General features: G+C 67.2%; 11 protein-coding genes. 2 read left to right on the top strand and 9 right to left on the bottom strand.

Features of this window, described 5'->3' with window-relative positions; all coding sequences use genetic code 11:
• Nucleotides 1-16 precede the first annotated feature (16 nt).
• Both AC1ME3_RS07355 and AC1ME3_RS07350 read right to left on the bottom strand, forming a co-directional pair.
• Entirely contained in the window at nt 17-2,848 is a 2,832-nt protein-coding gene (locus AC1ME3_RS07355; RefSeq protein WP_480955451.1) for a M16 family metallopeptidase, read from the bottom strand.
• Between the two features lie 118 nt (nt 2,849-2,966).
• The gene (locus tag AC1ME3_RS07350; protein ID WP_480955450.1) at nt 2,967-4,208 is read right to left on the bottom strand and encodes an acetyltransferase domain-containing protein; all 1,242 of its coding nucleotides are present in this window, start codon (nt 4,206-4,208) and stop codon (nt 2,967-2,969) included.
• 57 nt (nt 4,209-4,265) lie between these two features.
• Between AC1ME3_RS07350 and AC1ME3_RS07345 the strand changes: the two genes are divergently transcribed.
• Nucleotides 4,266-6,365 carry a TonB-dependent siderophore receptor gene (locus tag AC1ME3_RS07345; protein WP_480955449.1) on the top strand — a complete coding sequence of 700 codons (2,100 nt, stop codon included), beginning with the start codon at nt 4,266-4,268 and terminating at the stop codon, nt 6,363-6,365.
• A 21-nt stretch (nt 6,366-6,386) separates the two neighbouring features.
• Here AC1ME3_RS07345 and AC1ME3_RS07340 read toward each other — a convergent pair whose 3' ends face one another.
• Together AC1ME3_RS07340 and AC1ME3_RS07335 are read right to left on the bottom strand one after the other, a co-directional pair.
• Nucleotides 6,387-8,975 (bottom strand): TonB-dependent receptor, encoded by a 2,589-nt coding sequence (locus AC1ME3_RS07340; protein WP_480955787.1) that lies wholly within the window; start codon nt 8,973-8,975, stop codon nt 6,387-6,389.
• A gap of 125 nt (nt 8,976-9,100) precedes the next feature.
• Nucleotides 9,101-10,408, bottom strand: coding sequence for a sugar porter family MFS transporter (locus tag AC1ME3_RS07335; RefSeq protein WP_480955448.1), 1,308 nt, complete (start codon nt 10,406-10,408; stop codon nt 9,101-9,103).
• Between the two features lie 175 nt (nt 10,409-10,583).
• Between AC1ME3_RS07335 and AC1ME3_RS07330 the strand changes: the two genes are divergently transcribed.
• Nucleotides 10,584-11,621, top strand: a complete 1,038-nt coding sequence (locus tag AC1ME3_RS07330) for a spore coat protein U domain-containing protein (RefSeq protein WP_480955447.1) — start codon at nt 10,584-10,586, stop codon at nt 11,619-11,621.
• Here AC1ME3_RS07330 and AC1ME3_RS07325 read toward each other — a convergent pair.
• The 5 genes from AC1ME3_RS07325 to scpA form a co-directional block, all read right to left on the bottom strand.
• A complete protein-coding gene (locus tag AC1ME3_RS07325; protein ID WP_480955446.1) occupies nt 11,606-14,032 on the bottom strand; it encodes a DUF3772 domain-containing protein in 2,427 nt (808 codons plus the stop codon). The genes AC1ME3_RS07330 and AC1ME3_RS07325 overlap by 16 nt on opposite strands.
• A gap of 536 nt (nt 14,033-14,568) precedes the next feature.
• Entirely contained in the window at nt 14,569-16,653 is a 2,085-nt protein-coding gene (locus tag AC1ME3_RS07320; RefSeq protein WP_480955445.1) for an ATP-binding protein, read from the bottom strand.
• A gap of 52 nt (nt 16,654-16,705) precedes the next feature.
• Nucleotides 16,706-17,068: a lysozyme inhibitor LprI family protein gene (locus AC1ME3_RS07315; protein ID WP_056063929.1), complete on the bottom strand. Its 363-nt coding sequence runs from the start codon at nt 17,066-17,068 to the stop codon at nt 16,706-16,708.
• Nucleotides 17,059-18,183: a biotin synthase BioB gene (gene bioB / locus AC1ME3_RS07310; protein WP_480955444.1), complete on the bottom strand. Its 1,125-nt coding sequence runs from the start codon at nt 18,181-18,183 to the stop codon at nt 17,059-17,061. Before bioB ends, AC1ME3_RS07315 begins: the two co-directional genes overlap by 10 nt.
• Nucleotides 18,180-20,324 carry a methylmalonyl-CoA mutase gene (gene scpA, locus AC1ME3_RS07305; protein WP_480955443.1) on the bottom strand — a complete coding sequence of 715 codons (2,145 nt, stop codon included), beginning with the start codon at nt 20,322-20,324 and terminating at the stop codon, nt 18,180-18,182. The genes bioB and scpA overlap by 4 nt, the downstream gene beginning before the upstream one ends.
• Nucleotides 20,325-20,326 lie beyond the last annotated feature (2 nt).

Genomic DNA, 20,326 nt, shown 5'->3' with positions numbered 1-20,326 from the left:
GCTCTCTCTCCTGAAATTATTTGGCGCCGGCAACCGACGCCGCGGGAATGACCTCGACCGGGAGGCCGATGCTGTCAAGCTGCGGCCGCACCGTCTTCGCATCGCCGACCACGACCCAGATCGTCTTCTTCGGGTCGAGCGCCTGCTGGATCGCGGTGTTGAGTTGTGGCAGGTTAAGGCCCTGGTATCGCTGCGTGATCGTCGCATAGTAATTGTCGGGTCGCTTGAGCAGATCGTTCTGCTGCATCGCGCCCAGCACCGCGTCCGACGTCTCGAAATTACCCGAAAGCGAGCGGATCGCGCCATTGATCGCCCGGTCGAACTCCGCCTGGGTCATCGGCTCCTTGCCAAGGAACGCGCCGACATCGTTTCGCAGCGCCGTGATCGACGGACCGGTCTGGTCCGCCTGCACCGGTGCCGACAGGATGTACGGCGCGGCGTTTTCCGACTGCTGGAAGCGACCCGAGACGCCGTAGGACCAGTGCTTGCTCTCGCGCAGGTCCATGTTGACGCGGCCGAGGAAGCTGCCGCCGAGCGCATCGTTCGCGGTCGCGATCGGCAGGAGGTCCTGCGTGCCCTTGAGCCCGGTCGGCACGCCCGCGATGATCAGCGACTGCGGGCTGTCCGGCCGGTCGATCAGCACGATCTTCGGCGCGGACGGCGTCACGGTCGCCGGGAACGCCTTCACGCCCGCCGCGCCGGTCGGCCGCCATGTTCCGAAGCGCGCATCGAGCGCCGCCTTCACCTCGGCGAGCGGACGATCGCTGACGACGAAGATCTTCGCCTTATCCGGCCGCAGCCACGCCTGCTGGAACGCGACCAGATCGGCACGGGTCAGTGCCGCGACCGCCTTCGGATCGCCACTGCCCTGCGCCTTGGCATAGGGCGAGGTCGGCCCGAGCAGCTTCGGCAGGACGCGCGTCGCCAGCCCTTGCGGGCTAGTCAGTTCCTGCGCGATCTGCGCGAGCTGCTGGTTCTTCACGCGCGCGACCTCGGCATCGGCGAACGCCGGGTTCTGCGCGATGTCGGCGAACAGGTCGACCGCGGGCGTGAGATTGGCGCTTGGCACCTGCAACGACAGGAAGGTCCGATCGTTCGACGCGCCCGTGCCGATCTCCGCGCCGAGACGCTCCTTGGCTTCGGCCAGCGCGACCGAATCGCGCGTGGCCGTGCCCTCGTCCATCATCGACAGCGTCAGTTGCTGCGTGCCGAGCTTGCCGGGGACGTCGGCCGCGACGCCCGCGTCGAAGCTGAGCACCGCCTGTGTGACGGGAACGGCGGTGCGCTGTGCGTAGACCAGCTCGATACCGTTCGCGAGGCGGGTACGCTGGACCGCCGGGAAGCTGAGGCCGGCAACCGTGCCAACGCCGGGCAGCGGCCCGCGCGTACCCTTGAACGGCACGTCTGCGGCGGGCGGCACGTCGACCTTGGGCGGCACGACCGCATTGGCATAGGCGTCGCGCGGTCCGGGCACGACGGTCAGCGAATAGGCCGGGCGCGACAGCCACTTCGCCGCGGCGGCCTTCACGCTCGCGGGCGTTTCGGCGGCGAGCTGCAACAGCTGTTTCTTGTAGAAGCCCGGATCGTTCGAATACAGCGCGCCCTCGGCCAGCGTCACCGCCTTGCCGCCGAACCCGCCGACGGACTCGAGGCCTTCCATCGTGCTGGCCGCGGTCGTCGTCGCGACGCGGCTGACCTCGTCGGCGGTCGGCCCGTTCTTAATGAAGTCCGCCATGATCTCGTCGATCCGCTTCGACACGAGCGCGGGGTCGACGCCCTGCCGGACGATCGCACGGATGCCGAACATGCCGAGCTGGCTGAAGCTGCGATTATAGGCGGAGATGCTGACGACGAGCTTCTCCTTCTTGACCAGCGCGGTATCGAACCGGCTGCTGGCGAGGCCGCCGAGCACGCCGGCCGCGACGTCGAGCGCCGTGCCGTCCTTGTCGTTCAGGCCCGGCACCACCCAGTTGCGGCTAACCATGACGGCGGCGACGCGGTCCTTGATCGTCTCGCTGACCGGAGCCGGCAGGGTTGGGATCGGCGCGGGCGGGACAATGCTTTCGGGGCCCTTCGGGATGCCCCCGAAATACTTCTCGGCGAGCCGCTTGGCGGTCGCCGTATCGACGTCGCCGGCGAGTACGAGCACCGCGTTGTTCGGGCCGTAATGATCCTTGAACCAGTCCTTCACCGTCTGCAGCGAGGCGGCGTCGAGATCCGCCATCGAGCCGATCGTGGTGTGGCCGTACGGGTGATCCGCGGGGAACAGCCCCTCGGTGATCTTGTACTGGGTCAGGCCGTAGGGCTGGTTGTCGCCCTGGCGCTTTTCGTTCTGGACGACGCCCCGCTGTTCGTCGAGCACGCCCTGCGTGATCGCGCCGGTGAGATAGCCCATCCGGTCGGATTCGAGGAACAGCGCGCGGTCGAGCGCCGCGGTCGGCACCGTCTCGAAATAATTGGTGCGGTCGAAATAGGTGGTGCCGTTGAAGTCGGTCGCGCCGACCTGCTTCAGCGGCTCGAAGAAATCGCCGGGTGCGTTCTCGGAGCCGTTGAACATCAGATGCTCGAACAGATGCGCGAAGCCGGTCTTGCCCTTGGGTTCGAACTTCGAGCCCACATTATACCAGACGGACACGGCCACCACCGGCGCCTTGCGATCGGTGTGCACGACGACGCGCAGGCCGTTCTTCAGCGTGAACTGCTGGTAGGGAATGTCGACCGACTTGACCAAGTCGGCGACCGGCGCGGGCTTTGCCGCTGGGGTTACCGTACGCTGGCCCTGACCGGATGCAGGCGCGACGAGGGCAATTGCGGCGACGCCGGCAAGCGCGGTCATTTTCAAAGCCATATGCGAACATTACCCCGTGTTTCAGAATGATATCGTCGCAGCATAGCCACGCTTTGTCGCCGGGCAACAGATAGATATATCGAATTTCGAGGCGGTTCTCGACGGTACATCGTACGTCTTACAGGTACCGCCACCACCAGCCGGTATGGGTCCGTTTGAACCGTCCGAACCATCGGCACGCGAACCAGCAGGGCACGGCGGCGGCGGCGGCAACGAGCCAGATCGACGCGACGTTCGGGACGCTGACCAGCCCCTTGGTCGCGCCGCCCGTCACCGCACCGATCAGGCTGTTCACGCCGTGGAGCAGATAGAGGTGCAGGATATAGAAGAACAACGGCGCCGATCCGAACACCACCAGCACGGCGCTCCAACGCGCCGATGTGCGCTCGAACGCCGCCAAAAGCAGCAGGCCGATGCCGAGCGTCAACAGGATGAAGTCCGCGGACGGCGGATATTTGGTAAGGTTGAGAACGCTCATGACCGTTGCGAGCGGCGTCGTGCCGACCTGCCACGGCAGCGGTTCGCCGTAGCCGTTGAGCGCGCGCAGTACCGCGAACAACGCGAGCGCAGCAGCGCCGGTCACCATCAGGCGGCGGCGGCGAACGTCTTGGTCGACTTGTCGCGCGAACCACGGCCCGATCGACCAGCCGAGCGCGATCACGCCGATCCAGGGCAGCAACGGATAGGACGTCCGCGCCCGCGCGCCGAACGGCAGGTCGATGAACCCGCGATCGTGCAGCATGCTCCAGGCGACATAGCCCGGCTGGTCGGGCGTGAAGGTGATCGGATCGAGGAGATTGTGGCCCAGCACGATCGCCAGCCCGAGGACGAGCACGGCGATGCGCGGAAGATGGACCAGCGCCGCCAGGGCGATCATCGCCAGCCCGATCACCCAGATCACCTGGAGATAGACGATCGCGGGGGTGGGATCGAACGACCAGGCGAAATTGACGACCGTCACTTCGAGCGCGACGAGGAACAGTCCGCGCTTCAACAGGAACGACGAGGCCGCTGCCCTGCCGCCGCCAGCTTCGCCGCTGCGCGAGTCCGCGTATAACGACGCCGCGAGCCCGGTCAGCAATACGAAGACGGGCGCACACAGATGCGCCGTGAGCCGCGTGAAGAACAGGGTCGGCGGCGTCGCGGGCAACGCCATCGGGTCGCTCACCTGCATAGGGTAATAGAAGAGTTCGCGGGTGTGATCGACGAGCATCAGCAGCATGACGAACCCGCGCAGCGCATCGACCGAGACGATCCGCGACCGCTTGGCCTGCGCGCCCGTCGGAGCTTGCACATGGGTATCGGACGCTGCGGCCGGCGTTCCGGCGACGTTGGGCATCGGGCTGAAAACGGTTGACAAGATCGAAGCACCTCCGCCAATCGCGATGTTACATCATCACAGAGAAGGCAACATTTTTTGTCGACGCGTCCACGATCGATCGCCTTCGCGAGCACGTTTTTTCTGCTCACCTGCCCCGTTCCTGCCGAGGCGCAGGACAAGACCGACCGCGAGCCGGAGCGCGAGGAACGACGGGTTGAGGGCGAGGCCGACACGATCGTCGTTCTCGGCACGCGCAGCACGCGGGCGGATCGCACCCTGTCGTCCGACCTCGCCACCGAACGCATGTCGCAATCCAGCCGCTCGCTCGAGCGCGACCTGCTCACGGCAGCCGGGACGTACCGGCTCGGCGACGCGCTCGAACTCGTCAGCGGGGTCAGCAACCAGAACAACCGCGGCGGCTTTCTCGACAATTTCGCGATCCGCGGGTTTCTCGGCACGCCCGACGGCGGCGCCGAATATTATGTCGACGGGTTCCTCGCCAATCGGGGCCTTGCGCCACCGCGCGATCCGGCGACGACCGAGCGGATCGAGGTGTTGAAGGGCCCGGCCGGCGCGCTGTTCGGCGACATCGATCCGGGCGGCCGCGTCAACATCGTCAGCAAGACGCCGCGCTTCACGCCGGGCGCGACCGCGACGTTCACCTATGGCTCGTTCGACACGCGCCGCGTCGAGATCGATGCGACCGGTCCGCTGTCCGACACGATCGCCGCGCGGATCGTCGTCGCCACCGAGGACAGCGATGGCTGGCGCGATTTCGTGCCGTTGCGCCGCCGCGTCGTCGCGCCTTCGCTGACCTGGGCACCGCGCGATGGCCTTCGGCTGACCTATGTCGGCGAGATCACGCGGTTCGATGCACCGTTCGACCGCGGCATCCCGGCGATCGGCGGCGACGCCAACGCGTTGCCCCGGTCGCGCTTCTACGGCGAGCCCGGCGACGGGACGACGCGGTTTCGCAACCAGCGTCACCAGTTGACTGGCGAGGCGCGGCTCGACGACCGTATCTCGCTCAATGGCGGCGTAGCTTGGCGGACGGGATCGCTGCGCGGGTTCTCGTCCGACCAGTCGCGGCTCGTCGGCGGCCAGACGCTGTGGCGCCAGCGGCGGGCGCGCGACTATACCGTCGACGATCTGTCCGCGCGGCTGGAACTGACCGGACGGTTCGGCGCACACCGTGCCAGCGTCGGCGTGAAGGGCTATACGCTCGACTATCACGAGGGGCTGTTGCGGCGGAACCCGACTGCGGCCAACCCGTATGCGATCGACGTGTTCGCGCCGGTCTACGGCGGGCAGGCGCTGCCGCTGGCGCCGTTCACGGACAATGACGAGACGCGGCGGTCGGCCACGCTGTATGCGCAGGACATGTGGGACGTGACGAAGCGGTTCACGGTGACCGGCGGCGTCCGCCTCGACGCGTATCGCCAGCAGATCCGCAACAACCGTACGGGCGTGGTCGGGCGCACGGTCGACGAGCCGGTGAACTTCCGGCTGGGTGGCCGATACGCGCTGAACGACGTCTTCGCGGTCCACGCGAACTGGGGCGAGAGCTTCCTGCTCAACTCGGGTACGGGGCGTGACAATCAGGGCTTCTCACCCGAACGCGGCAAGGGATACGAGATCGGCGGCACGGCCGCATTGCCGGGCGTGGACATTGCGGTGACGTATTTCGACATCGCCAAGCGCGACATCCTGACCAACGACCCGGTCGATCCGAACTTCCTCGCGCCGGTCGGCAAGTTGTCGAGCAAGGGGATCGAGTTCGACGCGTCGGTGCGCCTGGCGAAACGCTGGCAGGTCGTCGCCAACTATGCGTGGACGCGCGCGCGAACAGACGACAGCATTTTCACGACCGACCGCGTGTTGAACGTGCCCGAACATGCCGCGACATTGTTCGCGATCGGGCGCTTCCTCGACGACGAGGGGCGTGGAGCTTCGATCAGCGCCGGTGCCAGCTATGTCGGCAAGCGGGCGGGCGCGATCGATACCAGCGGGCTCGTCCTGCCCGACTATGTGAAGGCCAAGGCGGCGGTCGAATACGCAGTCTCGCGGCGCCTGTCGGTGCGCGCCGAGGCCGACAATCTGTTCGACGCCCGGTTCGCGCAGAGTTCGTACAGCCCGGTATGGATCTTCCCCGGGGCGCCGCGGACGGTCCGCCTGTCGGTCCGCCTGAGCCGGTGATCCGCGGCGACCGTTTCCCCGTTAGAAGAATAGTTTGCGGATGCTCAGCCGGACGGTGCGGCCGAGCGGGTCGAGATAGTCGGGCTGGTATGTGTTGGGGACCGTGCCGGTCGCATCGGTGACGCGCTGGCGGGTGTTGAAGACGTTGTCGACCGACAGGCTGATGCGCATGCCGCGCAGCCACGGATGCGCCTTCACCCATTCGAGGCGCTGGCCGAGATCGGCGAACAGCCGCGCGTTGGCGGTGGCGAGGCCGCCGAAGTTGAGCGTCTCGGGTGCGGCGATCGTGCCGCCGTTGACGCGCGTGCCGGTCGCGTAGTTGGCGGAGATCCGCGCGCCGAGGCCGTTGTTGGTGTACCCCGCCTGCGCCTCCAGCTCATGACGCGCCTGCCCGCCGCTGTTGCCGATCGCGTCGCCTCTGAGCAGGTTCAGGCTAGGGCCGCCGTCTGCGACGAGCACCCGGTCGGTGAAGTGCCAGGTGTGGTAGACCGCGAACTGGATGCGGCCACCGGCCTGCCCGCCGCGACCGCCGAAGCCGCGTCCGCCACCACCGGCGCCGCCTGGGCCGCCACCGCCGGGACCGCCACCGGCACGCGCGCCCTCGCCGCGCGGTCCATCGCCGCCTGCGCCACCGGGACGACGGCCACCTGGCGGTTGCAGACCCTCGAACGGGTTGGGACCGGTGCCGGCACGATACGCCTCGAGCTCGCGCTGGATCTTCGACTTAAGCGGCGCGGAGAAGTTGATCCCCCAGCGCAGTTCGGACCGATCGCTGCGCGCGAAATTGATCGGCCGACGATCGACCTGAAGCAGGTTGCCGCCGGCGTCGCGCTGGAAGCGATCGGGGAACGCCGCCTCGATCGCCGCGGTCGCTGCGGGGAAGGCTGCAATCGGGTTGTCGACCCGGCTCTCGACATAGTTGGCGGTGATCGAGAGATCCTTGGCGGACCAGGGCTTCAGCGTCAGCCCGACTTTCTTGACGTGATTGTTGTCCGCGACCAGCCCGGGATTGCCGCCGCTGATCGTCGTGACGGTCGCGGTCTCGCCGCGCACGTAATCGAACACGCGGACGTTGGGCGTGGTGATCGACGGGTTGCCAAGCTGCTGCGCGGTCGGTGCCTCGTCGGTGTCGGTAACGGATGCGATCACGCGCACGCCTTCGATCGGCGACCAGTTCGCGCCGTAGCCGAGCGTTTGCAGCGTGCCGAAGTCCGACAGATGATCCTCGGCAAGGTTGAAGTTCGCCGACAGCGTGCCGAGGAACGGCAACACGTCCTTCGACCGGCTCGTCAGCGGCACGTCGACATTGACCTGCCCGTTGACCGTGTCGCGCGACACCCGGCCTTGCGTATCGACCCCCAGGAGATTGACGGTGCGGTACGAGCGGCTTTTGAAATCGGCGGTTTCGGCACCGAGCTTGATCGTCGTCGAGACCGAACCGGCGGGCAGCGAGAACAGGTTGCCGTTCGCGACCGCGTCAAGTTCGCCGGTGCTCTGCGTCGCATAGGCGCGGTTGCCGGGCAGTGCGCCGAAGTCGCTCGCGCTCAGGCGGCCGAACGGGTTGGCGGTCGGATCGCCTGCGCGGATTCGGGCAGCGAAGGCGCTCGCGTCGACGCCGGTCTCGGTGAAGGTCTGCGTGTCGCTGCGATCGTAATTGCCCGTCACGTTCCACCGCCACGTGCCGATATCGCCGTTGAGCGTGGTGCCGAGATGCGCGGCGATCGACGAGGTCCGCTGGGTCAACGGCAGGACGCCGTCGTCTTCGATCGCGCGATTGACGGACGTGGTGCTGCCGAACGGTGTCAGCGCGACGACGGGCAGGCCGTTGAGGCTGCGGCTGTCGGTCGATTCGAGGCGGCCGTTGATCGTCGCGCCGATGTTGCCGAAGATGTTGCGCGCATAGACGCTGTTCGCGGTGAAGGTGCTGGTCGCGGACTGGAGCGTGCGGAACGGCCGCTGGTCGACGACATTGCCGTCCGCGCCGAGCGCGCTGTTCGCGGTCTGCTGGGGCTGGAGGATGTCGCGCTGCGATTCGGTCAGCGGTTCGCTCGACGTGTATTCGACGTGCAGGTTGAGCCGACGATCGCGCGCGATGTTGAGCATGTCGAGCGAGCCCTTGGGGGTGTTGCCGCCACCCTCGGTCGCCTGCGTGTCGGCGGCCTCTGCGGTCACCGCGCGGAAGCGGCGGCGCAGGACGAAGTTCACGACCTTCTGATCGGCGCGGTAGCCGTATTTGAGCGCGACCTCCTCGGGCAGGATCTCGACGCGCTGGATCGCCTCGGTCGGGATGTCGCGGATCTCGCTGAAGCTGGAGATGCGGCGGCCGTTGAGCAGCACGACCGGCGCGCCGCCGCTGCCGCGACCGCTGGTGGTCTGCGGGCTGAGTTCGTTGAGCAGGTCGGAGACCGTGCTGACGCCGTAGGATCGGATTTCGGCCTGGCCCAGCGTCTGGTCGGGTGGGATGTCGCCGATCACCGCGCCGGGGAGCTTGCGCGAACCCGTGACGACGATCTCCTCGGATTCGGGCGCCTCGTCCTGCTCGGGCGCTTGCGCGGCGGGCGCGGCAGCGGGACGCGAGGGTGCCTGTTGCGCGGCCACCATTGCGGGCATGCTCACTGCCAGAACCAGACCCAAACTGCGCATACCCGTTCCACCCCGATGATCGAGCATGCCGATTAGGCGGCAATTGTCGCAGGATTGTGCCGGTTCGGCGGTGCTTTCGTCACAAGCGCGGCTTATCGCGACATATGCGCTTCCATCTCCTCCAGCGGCACGCCCTTGGTCTCGGGGAAGTATAGGAACACGGTAACGAACTGGACGGCCATCATCGCGGCAAAGAACAGGAACGGGGCGCCTGCCGACCATGCCGCGGCGACGGGGAAGACCTGCGCGATCACCGCGTTCCAGCCCCAATGGCTCGACGACCCGATGCTCGATCCGCGGGCGCGGACGTTCTGCGGGAAAACCTCCGAGATATAGACCCAGATCACCGCGCCCGAGCCTGGCGCGAAGAACATGATGAAGACGATCAGCGACGGCAGCAGCAGCCAGCTGGGCAGGACTCCCAATAGCGCCAACCCGCCGACGGTGAGCGCCGCGGTCATGCCCGCCGAGCCCCAGAGCAGCAGCGTGCGGCGGCCGATCCGATCGATCAGCAGCATCCCGAGCAGCGTGAAGACCATGTTGGCGACTCCGATCATCACCGCCTGCAAGTCGGGCGAGAGGCTGCCGCCGGACGCCTTGAAGATGTCGTTGAGGTAATAGAGGAACGCGTTGATGCCGCTGAACTGGTTGAACATCGCGACCAGGAAGGCGAGCGTGATCGGCTTGCGGTGGCGCGTCCAGGACAGCGACGCATCGCCCTTGGGCGCATCGAGGTCCGCGCGCGCGACGTCGGGGCTCATGCCGACCAGCGCCAGCACGTCCTTCGCTTCGGCATCGCGACCTTTGGCGAGGAGCCAGCGCGGCGAGTTCGGAATGCGAAACAGGAGGCCGAAGAAGACTAGCGACGGTGCCGCGACGATCCCGAGCTTCCAGCGCCACTCGACATCGCCGAGATCGAGCGCGCCGATGACTGCGTTCGAGACATAGGCAAGCAGGATCCCGAGGATGACGGCGAACTGGAACCCGCCGACCATTTTCCCGCGCTGGGCGGGCGGTGCGAGCTCCGCGATATAGGCGGGCGCGAGCACCGACGAGCCGCCGATCGCGATGCCGTTGATGAAGCGGAAGCCGATGAAGCTGTGCCAGTTCCAGGCGAGCGCGCAGCCAAGTGCGGTGACGACGTAGAGGAAGGCGAGCATCCGCAGCACGTTGCGGCTGCCATAGCGATCACCGAGCGTGCCCACGAACAGCGCGCCGATCAACGTCCCCCATAGCGCCGACGAGACGGTGAAGCCGAGCCACGCCTCGCTTAGCGCGAACTTCGCCTTCAGTGCGCCGGTGACGCCGGCGATGACCGCGGTGTCGAAACCGAACAACAGCCCGGCGAGCGCGGCGGTGGCGACGCTCGCGATCAGGATCGTGCGGGGCTGCGCGCTCACAGGGCGCCGTCGATGGAAGGAATGATCGTCATCACCGTGTTGTGAACGTTTTACGCGCCTTCGCAAGACCAACGCCGCCCATTTCGATGCGCGAAAACACCCGTTTCCGGTTCTTCAAAACGCATTAACGAATGCCGGCCTAGCCCCGTCGCGTAACTAGCGGAAGGGCGCGACATTGAGGACCGGGTTCACCAGAGTGCTGATCGCCACAGCGATGTTTGCGATGCCGTCTTCGGCATGGGCAGCCTGCACGGTCGCTGATCCCGCCTCGACTGCACTCGGCACCTATTCACCCAATGCGCTGCTCGGCGGCGCCCCCCCCTATGGACCGGTACCGGCGGGTTTCGATTGCCCCAGCACGACGATCTCCGTGCTGTCCGGCAACTACCTGCGTGCGACCGTGACCAGCGCGGACGGGTTCAAGCTGACCTCGACCAACCCGCTCGATACGGTCACCGCGAAATACGTGATCGCCGCGGATAGCGCGGGCGCGAACCCGTTCACCGCGGGAACGCCGTTCGTCTACATGAACGGTACGTTGGTCAATCTGCTCGGGCTGCTCGGGGGATCGGCGCGCAACGTAAAGGTCTATGTCCGCCCATCGTCGACCGCCGCCGTCGCGCCAGGCACCTACAAGGGCAGCTTCAAGGTCGCCTGGGAGTGGCGGTTCTGCGATCTGCTCGGCGCGTTGGGGATCTGTGTCGGCAACCTCGACGCCAATCCGACAACGATCCCCGTCGCCAACGTCGCGGTGACGATGATCGTCTCGGCCAAGCCGTTCACCGTGTCGATCGTCACCCGGACGACCTGGGATCCCCAATCCACGACCAACAACCCGCGCGCGATCCCGGGCAGCAAGCAGCGGACGACGATCACCCTTACCAACCCCGATATCGTGGCGATCGACGCCAACTCGCTTGCCGTCGTGCTGCCGACGCCGAACCGTGGCGCCGTGGCGCTCGATGGTGACGGCACCGCGACGACCACCTTCGTCAAGACTGCCGAGGGCTCTCCCGCGTCGACCCTCGGAGTCACCTACAGCGCGCCCGCGAGCACCACCGACGACGTCGATTTCTCTGCGAATGGCGGCACCAGCTGGACCTATGACCCGACCACCACGCCAAAGGCGGTCACCAATGTCCGCGTCCGCCCCCAGGGCACGATGGCCGCGGGATCGAGCTTCAGCGTGTCGTTGCCTTATTCCTTATTCTGAGCGGAGGTCTGACCGCCGCCCTCATCGGAATCCTGCGCCGCGGGGTCGGCCCCCGCCGCCGACGGCAGCGACCCGACCAGTTCCATCTTGGTCGCGGTCGTTCCCACCTCGATCCCCGCCTCGCGGAACTGACGGAGCAGGGTGAACAACAGTTCGCTGCGCATCGGATAGGCGTCGCGCGGGGACGCGACATAGGCGAAGCAGTTGAACTTGGCGCGGCCGGCGTCGATCGAGTCGATGAACACCTTGGGCTCGGGATCGTCGAGTACCTCGTGCTTCTCCGCGAACGCCGCGAACAGCATCGTCCGCACCGCGTCGAGATCCTCCTCGAGCGGCACCGAGAATTGCAGCTGGATCCGGCCGATCGGTGCTGCCAGCGTCATGTTCTGGATCGTCTTGGTGATCAGTTCCGAATTCGGCACGATCAGCGTCGATCGGTCCGCCACCTGGATCTCGGTCGAGCGGACGTTGATCCGCTTGACGTCGCCCTCCATGTTGCCGATCCGGACGAGATCGCCGATCTTCACCGGGCGTTCGGCCAGCAGGATCAGCCCCGAGACGAAGTTCTGCGTGATCGCCTGGAGGCCGAAACCGATCCCGACCGACAGCGCGCCGAGCACCACGGCGAGCTTCTCCATGCCGATTCCGAGCGCGCCGAGCGCCCACAGCACCGCGGCGATGATCCCGGCATAGCGCGCGACCATCATTACCGAATTCTGCGCGCCGGCGTCCATCGCGGTGGTCGGCAAATAGCTGTTCACCAGCCAGTGCTGCAGCCCGCGCATGATCGCCAGCGCGACGAACAGCACCGCGATCGAGCGCAGCACCGCGCCCGGCGAGATCGTGACCTGCCCGATTGTCACGCCGTTCGCGACCGTGCCGAACAGCTCGAACGCCGAGCCGACGCCCGCCCCGAATGGCGCCATCACCGCGCCGACCGCGAGCAGGATCAGCAGCAGCCGCAACACCGCCGACAGCAGCACGCCGATCTGGTCGACGGTCTTGTTGTCGACCCCGAAGCCGCTGTTCGCCGACCGGCCGAGCCGGTTGCCGCTCGACAGCAACGTCCGGCACGCGTCGTCGGTAAAGGTCATCATCAGGTACAGCGACGCGCCGACGATCGCGCCCCACAGCAGCCACGTCGCGACCTTCAGCGCGAAGTTCACATAGCCGATCAGGCCGGCGATCAGCGTGACGAGCAGGACCAGCCAGACCAGCGTCGCGACGATCGCGAGCAGCGTGTTGCGCGCGGGCTTCGTCGGATCGGGCAGCGCGGCGGCGCGCAGCCGTCCGAGCGTCACGAGGATCGCGCCGAGCAGGACGATGTGGAGCAGCGCGACGACCGCGTTGGCCGCACTCGATGCCGGTGCGCTGATGCCGATCAGCGTGTTCGTCGCGATCAGCAACTGGCCGAAGAAGATCAGGCCCGCCGCCATCCAGGTGTACGGCCGCAGCGCGTTCGCCGCGGGGTCGCCGATCGGCAGCAGGCGCCAGGTCGACTGGCCGCGCAGCAGGAGCGCGCCGCCGAGCGATGAGACGAACGCGCAGAACCACGAAATCCCGACGAAGAGCGCGCCGAACCGGCTCCAGGCGAGCGAGACGAGCCCGGCCCAGCGCAGCGACGCGACGATCGCCCATGCGGCAAGGCCGGGTAGCGCGGTGCCGATCACGACCAGCCACAGCGCGTAGGCCGAGCGTCGCAGGCGACCGCCGGGCGCGTGATTGGTCGCGTACCGCCGGCCGACGCCGTGTAGCCAGCGCCGCAGGGGCACGATCAGCACTAGCGCGGTTAGGATGCCGATCAGCAGCCCGGTGCCGGCACGCATGTCGAACCGTGCACCGAACTGGCGAACCTCGACATTAGCGAATCGGACCAGCCGCGAAGTGTCGCGCGGCAGGTGATCGACGATCGCCGCCCACAAGGTCGGCGACAGCGGCGAGCCGGTGTTTTCGGACAGCTGCTGGCCGAGTTCCTCCGCCTCGGCCGCACCGATGTCGTCGATCTGCTGCTTGGCCTCGATGCCGATGAGGCGGGCGCGCTTGATCGCGGAGTCGATCGCGGACTGGCTCTGCGCGAGGAGCTTGCGTTGCTGGCGGATCTCGGGGGCTTCGACGACGCCGGGGGTGGCGGCACCGAGTTCCGCGACACGCGCCTGGACGAGCGCCATCTCGGGGGTGAGCGTGCGGACGGCGTCGGCGGCGGTGGTCTGCACGGTTTGCGCGCGGGTCCGGAGGGCTTGCCGCGCTTTGTCGTCGCGCGCGGCGGGGGTCGCGTCGTCGATTGCTTGAAGCTCGGCGGAAGCTTGGGTGAGGTTGGCGGCGACGGTCGCGACCTTGGGCTCGTCCTGCGCGGTGGCGGGAAGCGCGGTGATCGCGAGGAGGAGCGCGGCGAGGTAGCGGAGGAGGGTCATCCAGGGTGCTTTACAGCGATGAGGTCGGAAACGGGAGGGGGTGGCGTTGGGCTTGGGTCCCGGCACCGCTGCCGCTGTTTTCGGCAAAGCCTCAGGATGAACGCTTGCCCATCACACGTCCCGCCTCGGCGAAGGCCGGGGCCCAGTTGGCAAGGTCGTTGTAACAGGGCGCTGGCCTCAATCATCAGCCGCTCCCAACTGGGCCCCGGCCTTCGCCGGGGTGGTGTTCTTGTTGGGGGCGTCATCCTAAGAACACAGCCGTTGTCGACGCTTCCTTGTTCTCCCGCGAAGGCGGGAGCCCAGACTGGGTCCCCGCCTTCGCGGGGAAACAGGACGTGCGGTCCGGCTCTTTCGCGCGAGCTAGAACAAGGCGCGCTTCCACCCTAGTCCGTCACCCCGGCGGAGGCCGGGGCCCACCGGCCCGCACACTCAAGTCTCTCGGGTGTGCGGACCGGTGGATGCCGGAACGAGTCCGGCATGACGGGGCGGCCGGCGGCGGGGACGGAACGGCGTTTGGTTCGGACCCGGCGCAGCGCTTAGTCCAGCTCGAGGATCACCTGATCCACCGCGAGGCTGTCCCCGGTCTTCGCAGCAACCGACTTCACCGTCCCCGTCTTCTCGGCGCGCAGGATGTTCTCCATCTTCATCGCCTCGACCACGGCGAGCGCCTGCCCTGCCTCGACTCTGTCGCCCGCCGCGACGTCGAGCCGCACCAGCAGTCCCGGCATTGGGCAGATCAGGAACTTCGACAGATCTGGCGCAACCTTCTCGATCAGGTGCGCGGTATAGGGCGCGACGCGGGCGGGCAGCACGCGGGCGACGTGGCTTGCGCCGCGGGCCGTCAGCTTGAAGCCGGCGCGGGCCTTGGCGATGCGGATCGTGAGGTGTTCGTCGCCATCGGTCCCGTGACCATCGGCGACCACCATGCGATCGCCGGGCGTGTATTCGAGCGCCAGGTCGAGGTCTTCGCCGTCAACCATGATGCCGTCGGTCGAGACCGTCACTGCATGGTCGATCTTGTCGATCGTCACCGACCAGTCGGCGGGCGGGCGGAGGCGCTTGCCGAGCTGGCCGTCGATGCGGCGCGCGCGGTCGGCTTCGGCGGTGGCGGCGAAGGCTGCGACGGCGGCGAGCGTCTTCAGCAGTTCGGCGTCGGCGGGGGCGCCGTGGAAGCCTTCTGGATATTCCTCGGCGATGAAGCCCGTGGTTAGTGCGCCCGACTGGAAGCGCGGGTGCTGCATGATCGCCGAGAGGAAATCGATGTTGTTGCCCGGCCCCTCCAGCTCGAACGCATCGAGCGCGGCGATCTGCGCGGCGATGGCGCCGTCGCGGGTGGGGGCCCAGGTGATGAGCTTGGCGATCATCGGGTCGTAGAACATGCTGACCTCGCCGCCCTCGCGGACGCCATCGTCGACGCGGACTCGGGGTTCCGCGGACTCCGCCACCCCTTCCCCGTTCGTGCTGAGCGAAGTCGAAGCACCTCCGCTCGGGGCATGCCCTTCGACTTCGCTCAGGGCGAACGGGAGGGGCGGATTATACCGCACCAAGCGACCGATCGACGGCAGGAACCCGCGGTACGGATCCTCGGCGTACACGCGGTTCTCGATCGACCAGCCCTCGAGCTTCACCTCGTCCTGCGTGAACCCTAGCGGTTCCCCGGCAGCGACGCGGATCATCAGTTCGACCAGGTCCAGCCCGGTGATCTCCTCCGTCACCGGATGCTCGACCTGAAGCCGGGTGTTCATCTCGAGGAAATAGAATCCCTCCCCCGTCGTGTCCGCGCCCGACACGATCAGCTCGACCGTCCCCGCCGAATAATACCCCACCGCCTGCGCCAGCGCGACCGCCTGCTCCCCCATCGCCTTGCGCATGGCAGGCGTCACGAACGGCGACGGCGCCTCCTCGACGACCTTCTGATGCCGCCGCTGGATCGAGCATTCGCGCTCGTTGAGATAGATGATGTTGCCGTGCTGGTCGCCGATCAGCTGGATCTCGATATGGCGCGGCGATTCGATGAACTTCTCGATGAACACGCGGTCGTCGCCGAAGCTGGCAAGCCCCTCGCGCTTGGTCGCCTCGAAGCCTTCGCGAACGTCCTGCTCGCTATAGGCGAGGCGCATGCCCTTGCCGCCGCCGCCGGCCGACGCCTTCATCATCACCGGATAGCCGATGCCGCCGGCGATCTCGACCGCGTGGTCGGTGCTGTCGATCTCGCCGAGATAGCCCGGCACGACGTTGACGCCCGCGGCCTTGGCGAGCTTCTTCGATTCGATCTTGTCGCCCATCGCGGCGATCGCTTTCGGGGGAGGCCCGACGAACGCGATCCCCGCCTCGGCGCAGGCCAGCGCGAAACTCTCACGCTCGGAGAGGAAGCCGTAGCCGGGGTGGATGCAGTCAGCGCCGGTTTCCTTGGCGGCGAGCAGGATCAGCTCGGCCTTGAGATAGCTCTCCGCGGCGGGTGCCGGCCCGAGCCGGACGGACTCGTCGGCCATCAGCACATGCGGCGCGCGCGCGTCGGCATCGGAATAGACCGCGACGGTCTTGATGCCCATCGCCTTGGCGGTCCGCATGACGCGGCATGCGATCTCGCCCCGATTGGCGACCAGGATTTTCTTGAACATCACTCGCCCTAATCTGTGCCGTCTTGCCGGACGCGGTCCGGGTGCGGACTGGTTATTGGTACCAAATCATCGTCTTGAGTTGCTTCGTGCGGGCCTGCGTCAGGTCGGTCCGGCACCCGGCAATCGTCATGCCCTGCGCCGAACCGCCGGCATATTGGCCGCCTTCGATCACGCACTGCGTATCGCGGAACTTGAGCCATGCACGCTGGCTCTCCAACAGCGCTGCGGCATAGCCGAACCCGCCGCCGCGCGACCCGTCCTGCGCGTCGCGCCCCTTCATATAGGCGTAGGTCCGCTTCCACTGCGCCGCCATCGCCGCATCCGCCCGCGCGTAACTCGTACCGGCGGAGGCGTTCATCGTCGCCTGCGACTGCATTGGAGCCGCCGCGGTCATCAGGAGTGCGATCAGCAGCATGTCTTGGCCTCTCTCATCGGCTCCGCGCCGACCATCGGTTTCATCCCCAGCTTCGCCAGCAGCGTCGCATCCGCGCTGTCGCCGGCGTTGCCGGTGGTCAGCAGCTTGTCGCCGGTGAAGATCGAGTTCGCGCCGGCCATGAAGCAGAGTGCCTGCGTCGCCTCGGACATGCTCTCGCGCCCGGCGGACAGGCGTACCATGCTCAATGGCATCGTGATCCGTGCGACCGCGACGGTCCGGACGAACTCGATATCGTCGATCTGCGCCATCGGCGTGCCGGCGAGCATGTCGCCGAGCGGCGTGCCCTTGACCGGGACCAGCGCGTTGACGGGGACGCTCTCCGGATGGCGCGGCAGCGTGGCGAGCGCGTGGACGAAGCCGACGCGGTCGCTGCGCGTCTCGCCCATCCCGACGATCCCGCCGCAGCAGACCGAGATGCCCGCGTCACGGACGTTCGCCAGCGTCTCCAGCCGGTCGCCGAAGGTTCGCGTGGTGATGACGTTGCCGTAATTCTCGGGCGAGGTGTCGATGTTGTGGTTGTAGTAATCGAGGCCGGCGTCGGCGAGCTGCCTGGCCTGGTCCGCGTCGAGCATGCCGAGCGTCATGCACGTCTCGAGCCCCATCGCGCGGACGCCTTCGACCATCGCGACGACCTTCGGCATGTCGCGCGGCTTGGGGTTTCGCCAGGCGGCGCCCATGCAGAAACGCTGCGATCCCGCGGCCTTGGCTTGCGCGGCGTCGGCGAGGACGGCGTCGACGTCCATCAGCTTTTCCGCCTTCAGGCCGCTGTCGGACGAGGCAGACTGCGAGCAATAGCCGCAATCCTCGGGGCAGCCGCCGGTCTTGATCGACAGCAAAGTGCAGAGCTGGACCTCGCCGACCGCGTGGTGCGCGCGGTGGACGGTCTGCGCGCGGAACATGAGTTCGTCGAACGGGAGGTCGAACAGCGCGGCGATCTCGGGGCGGGTCCAGTCGGTTCTAGACTCCCCTCCCGCCTGCGGGAGGGGTCGGGGGAGGGGCTGTCCAGAAGCGGCGGCGGCAGTGTTTGCGGCACTGCCCTCCCCCGACCCCTCCCGCAGGCGGGAGGGGAGAAGATCTAGAATTTCGGTCGTCATTCGGCGGCTTCCTCTTGCGGGGCCATGTTGTGGCCGAGGAGTTTCAACACGTCCTCGGCGGCCTGGATCAGGTTGGTGCCGGGGCCGAAGATCGCCTGGACCCCGGCATCGCGCAGCGCCTGATAGTCCTGTGCGGGGATAACGCCACCCGCGATCACCTTGATATCCGCGCGGCCCGCCTCGCGGAGATAGCCGATCAGTTCGGGGATCAGCGTCTTGTGGCCGGCGGCGAGGCTTGAGGCACCGACGATGTCGACGTCGTTTTCGAGCGCGAGCGCGGCGGCTTCGGCAGGGGTCTGGAACAGCGGGCCGGGGACGATCTCGAAGCCCAGGTCGCCGAACATCGACGAGACGAGGTTGGCGCCGCGGTCGTGGCCGTCCTGGCCCATCTTGGCGACGAGCATGCGGGGTTTGCGGCCCATCCGGCGCTCGGTGGCTTCGACGCCGTCGGTGAGGCGGGTCCAGCGCGCGTCGTCTTCGTACGCGCCGCCGTAGATGCCGGAGACGGGGGTAGGTTGCGTGCCGTAGCGGCCGAACACGTCTTCCATCGCGGAGGAGATTTCGCCGAGCGTGGCGCGGGCTCGGGCGCAGTCGACGGCTAGGGCGAGAAGGTTCTCGGAGCCTTTCGCGCCTTCCCGTAACGCATCTAGCGCAACGCGGCATGCCGCCTCGTCGCGCGTGGCCTTTACCCGCTCGATGCGTTCGATCTGGCCAGCGCGCACTGCGACGTTGTCCACGTCGAGGATCTCGATCGCGTCCTGTTCGGCGAGCTTGTACTTGTTGACGCCGACGATGACGTCCTCGCCGCGATCGACGCGCGCCTGGCGGCCGGCAGCGGCCTCCTCGATCATCGCCTTGGGCCAGCCTGCCGCGACCGCCTTCGCCATGCCGCCTTCGGACTGGATCCGCTCGATCAGGCTCCACGCGCCATCGACCAGCGACTGCGTCAGGCTCTCGATATAATAGCTGCCGCCGAGCGGATCGACGACCTTGGTCATCCCCGTCTCTTCCTGGATCACGATCTGCGTGTTGCGCGCGATCCGTGCGGAAAAGTCGGTCGGCAGTGCGATCGCCTCGTCGAGCGCGTTGGTGTGGAGCGACTGCGTGCCGCCGAGCATTGCCGCCATCGCCTCGATCGTCGTGCGCATGACGTTGTTGTACGGGTCCTGCTCGGTGAGCGAGACGCCGCTGGTCTGGCAATGCGTGCGGAGCATCTTCGAGCGCTCGTCCTGCGCGCCGAGCTCAGTCATCGCGCGGTGCCAGAGGACGCGGGCGGCGCGGAGCTTGGCGATCTCCATGAAGAAGTTCATGCCGATCGCGAAGAAGAAGCTCAGCCGCCCGGCGAATTTGTCGATGTCGAGGCCGCTCGCGACGCCGTATTTCACATATTCCATGCCGTCGGCGATCGTGAAGGCGAGCTCGTGGAGCTGCGTCGCTCCTGCCTCCTGCATGTGATAGCCGCTGATCGAAATGCTGTTGAACTTGGGCATCTCGCGGCTCGTGTAGCCGAAGATGTCCGAGATGATCCGCATGCTCGGCTCGGGCGGGTAGATGTAGGTGTTGCGGACCATGAACTCCTTGAGGATGTCGTTCTGGATGGTCCCGTCGAGCAGTTTGCGGTCGACGCCCTGCTCCTCGCCCGCGACGATGAAGAAGGCGAGGATCGGGATCACCGCGCCGTTCATCGTCATGCTGACCGACATCTTGTCGAGCGGGATACCGTCGAAGAGGATCTTCATGTCCTCGACCGAGTCGATCGCGACGCCTGCCTTGCCGACGTCGCCGGTGACGCGGGGGTGGTCGGAGTCATAGCCGCGGTGCGTGGCGAGATCGAACGCTACCGAGAGACCTTTCTGGCCGGCGGCGAGGTTGCGACGGTAGAACGCGTTCGAGGCTTCGGCGGTGGAGAAGCCGGCGTACTGGCGGATCGTCCAGGGGCGGCCGGCGTACATCGACGCGCGGACGCCGCGGGTGAAGGGCGCGAAACCGGGGAGGCCGGGGTCTTCGCGCACGTCTTCCGCGGTGTAGAGCGGCTTGACGTCGATGCCCTCAGGGGTCGGCCAAGTGAGGTCGGCGCCTTTGACTTCCTTGGCGGCGGCGGCCTGCCAGTCTGCGAGATTGGGGTTCGGTTTGTCAGTCATTA

Source organism: Sphingomonas sp. BL2 (genome assembly GCF_056680015.1).
Note: the sequence above shows the minus strand (reverse complement) of the source record. Positions and strands in the feature narration are given on the sequence as shown.

Coding starts and splice junctions, on each gene's coding strand:
- AC1ME3_RS07355 (WP_480955451.1), bottom strand. CDS start 2,848: ATGGCTTTGAAAATGACCGCGCTTGCCGGCGTCGCCGCAATTGCCCTC.
- AC1ME3_RS07340 (WP_480955787.1), bottom strand. CDS start 8,975: ATGCCCGCAATGGTGGCCGCGCAACAGGCACCCTCGCGTCCCGCTGCC.
- AC1ME3_RS07325 (WP_480955446.1), bottom strand. CDS start 14,032: ATGACCCTCCTCCGCTACCTCGCCGCGCTCCTCCTCGCGATCACCGCG.
- AC1ME3_RS07320 (WP_480955445.1), bottom strand. CDS start 16,653: ATGTTCAAGAAAATCCTGGTCGCCAATCGGGGCGAGATCGCATGCCGC.
- AC1ME3_RS07315 (WP_056063929.1), bottom strand. CDS start 17,068: ATGCTGCTGATCGCACTCCTGATGACCGCGGCGGCTCCAATGCAGTCG.
- bioB (WP_480955444.1), bottom strand. CDS start 18,183: ATGACGACCGAAATTCTAGATCTTCTCCCCTCCCGCCTGCGGGAGGGG.
- scpA (WP_480955443.1), bottom strand. CDS start 20,324: ATGACTGACAAACCGAACCCCAATCTCGCAGACTGGCAGGCCGCCGCC.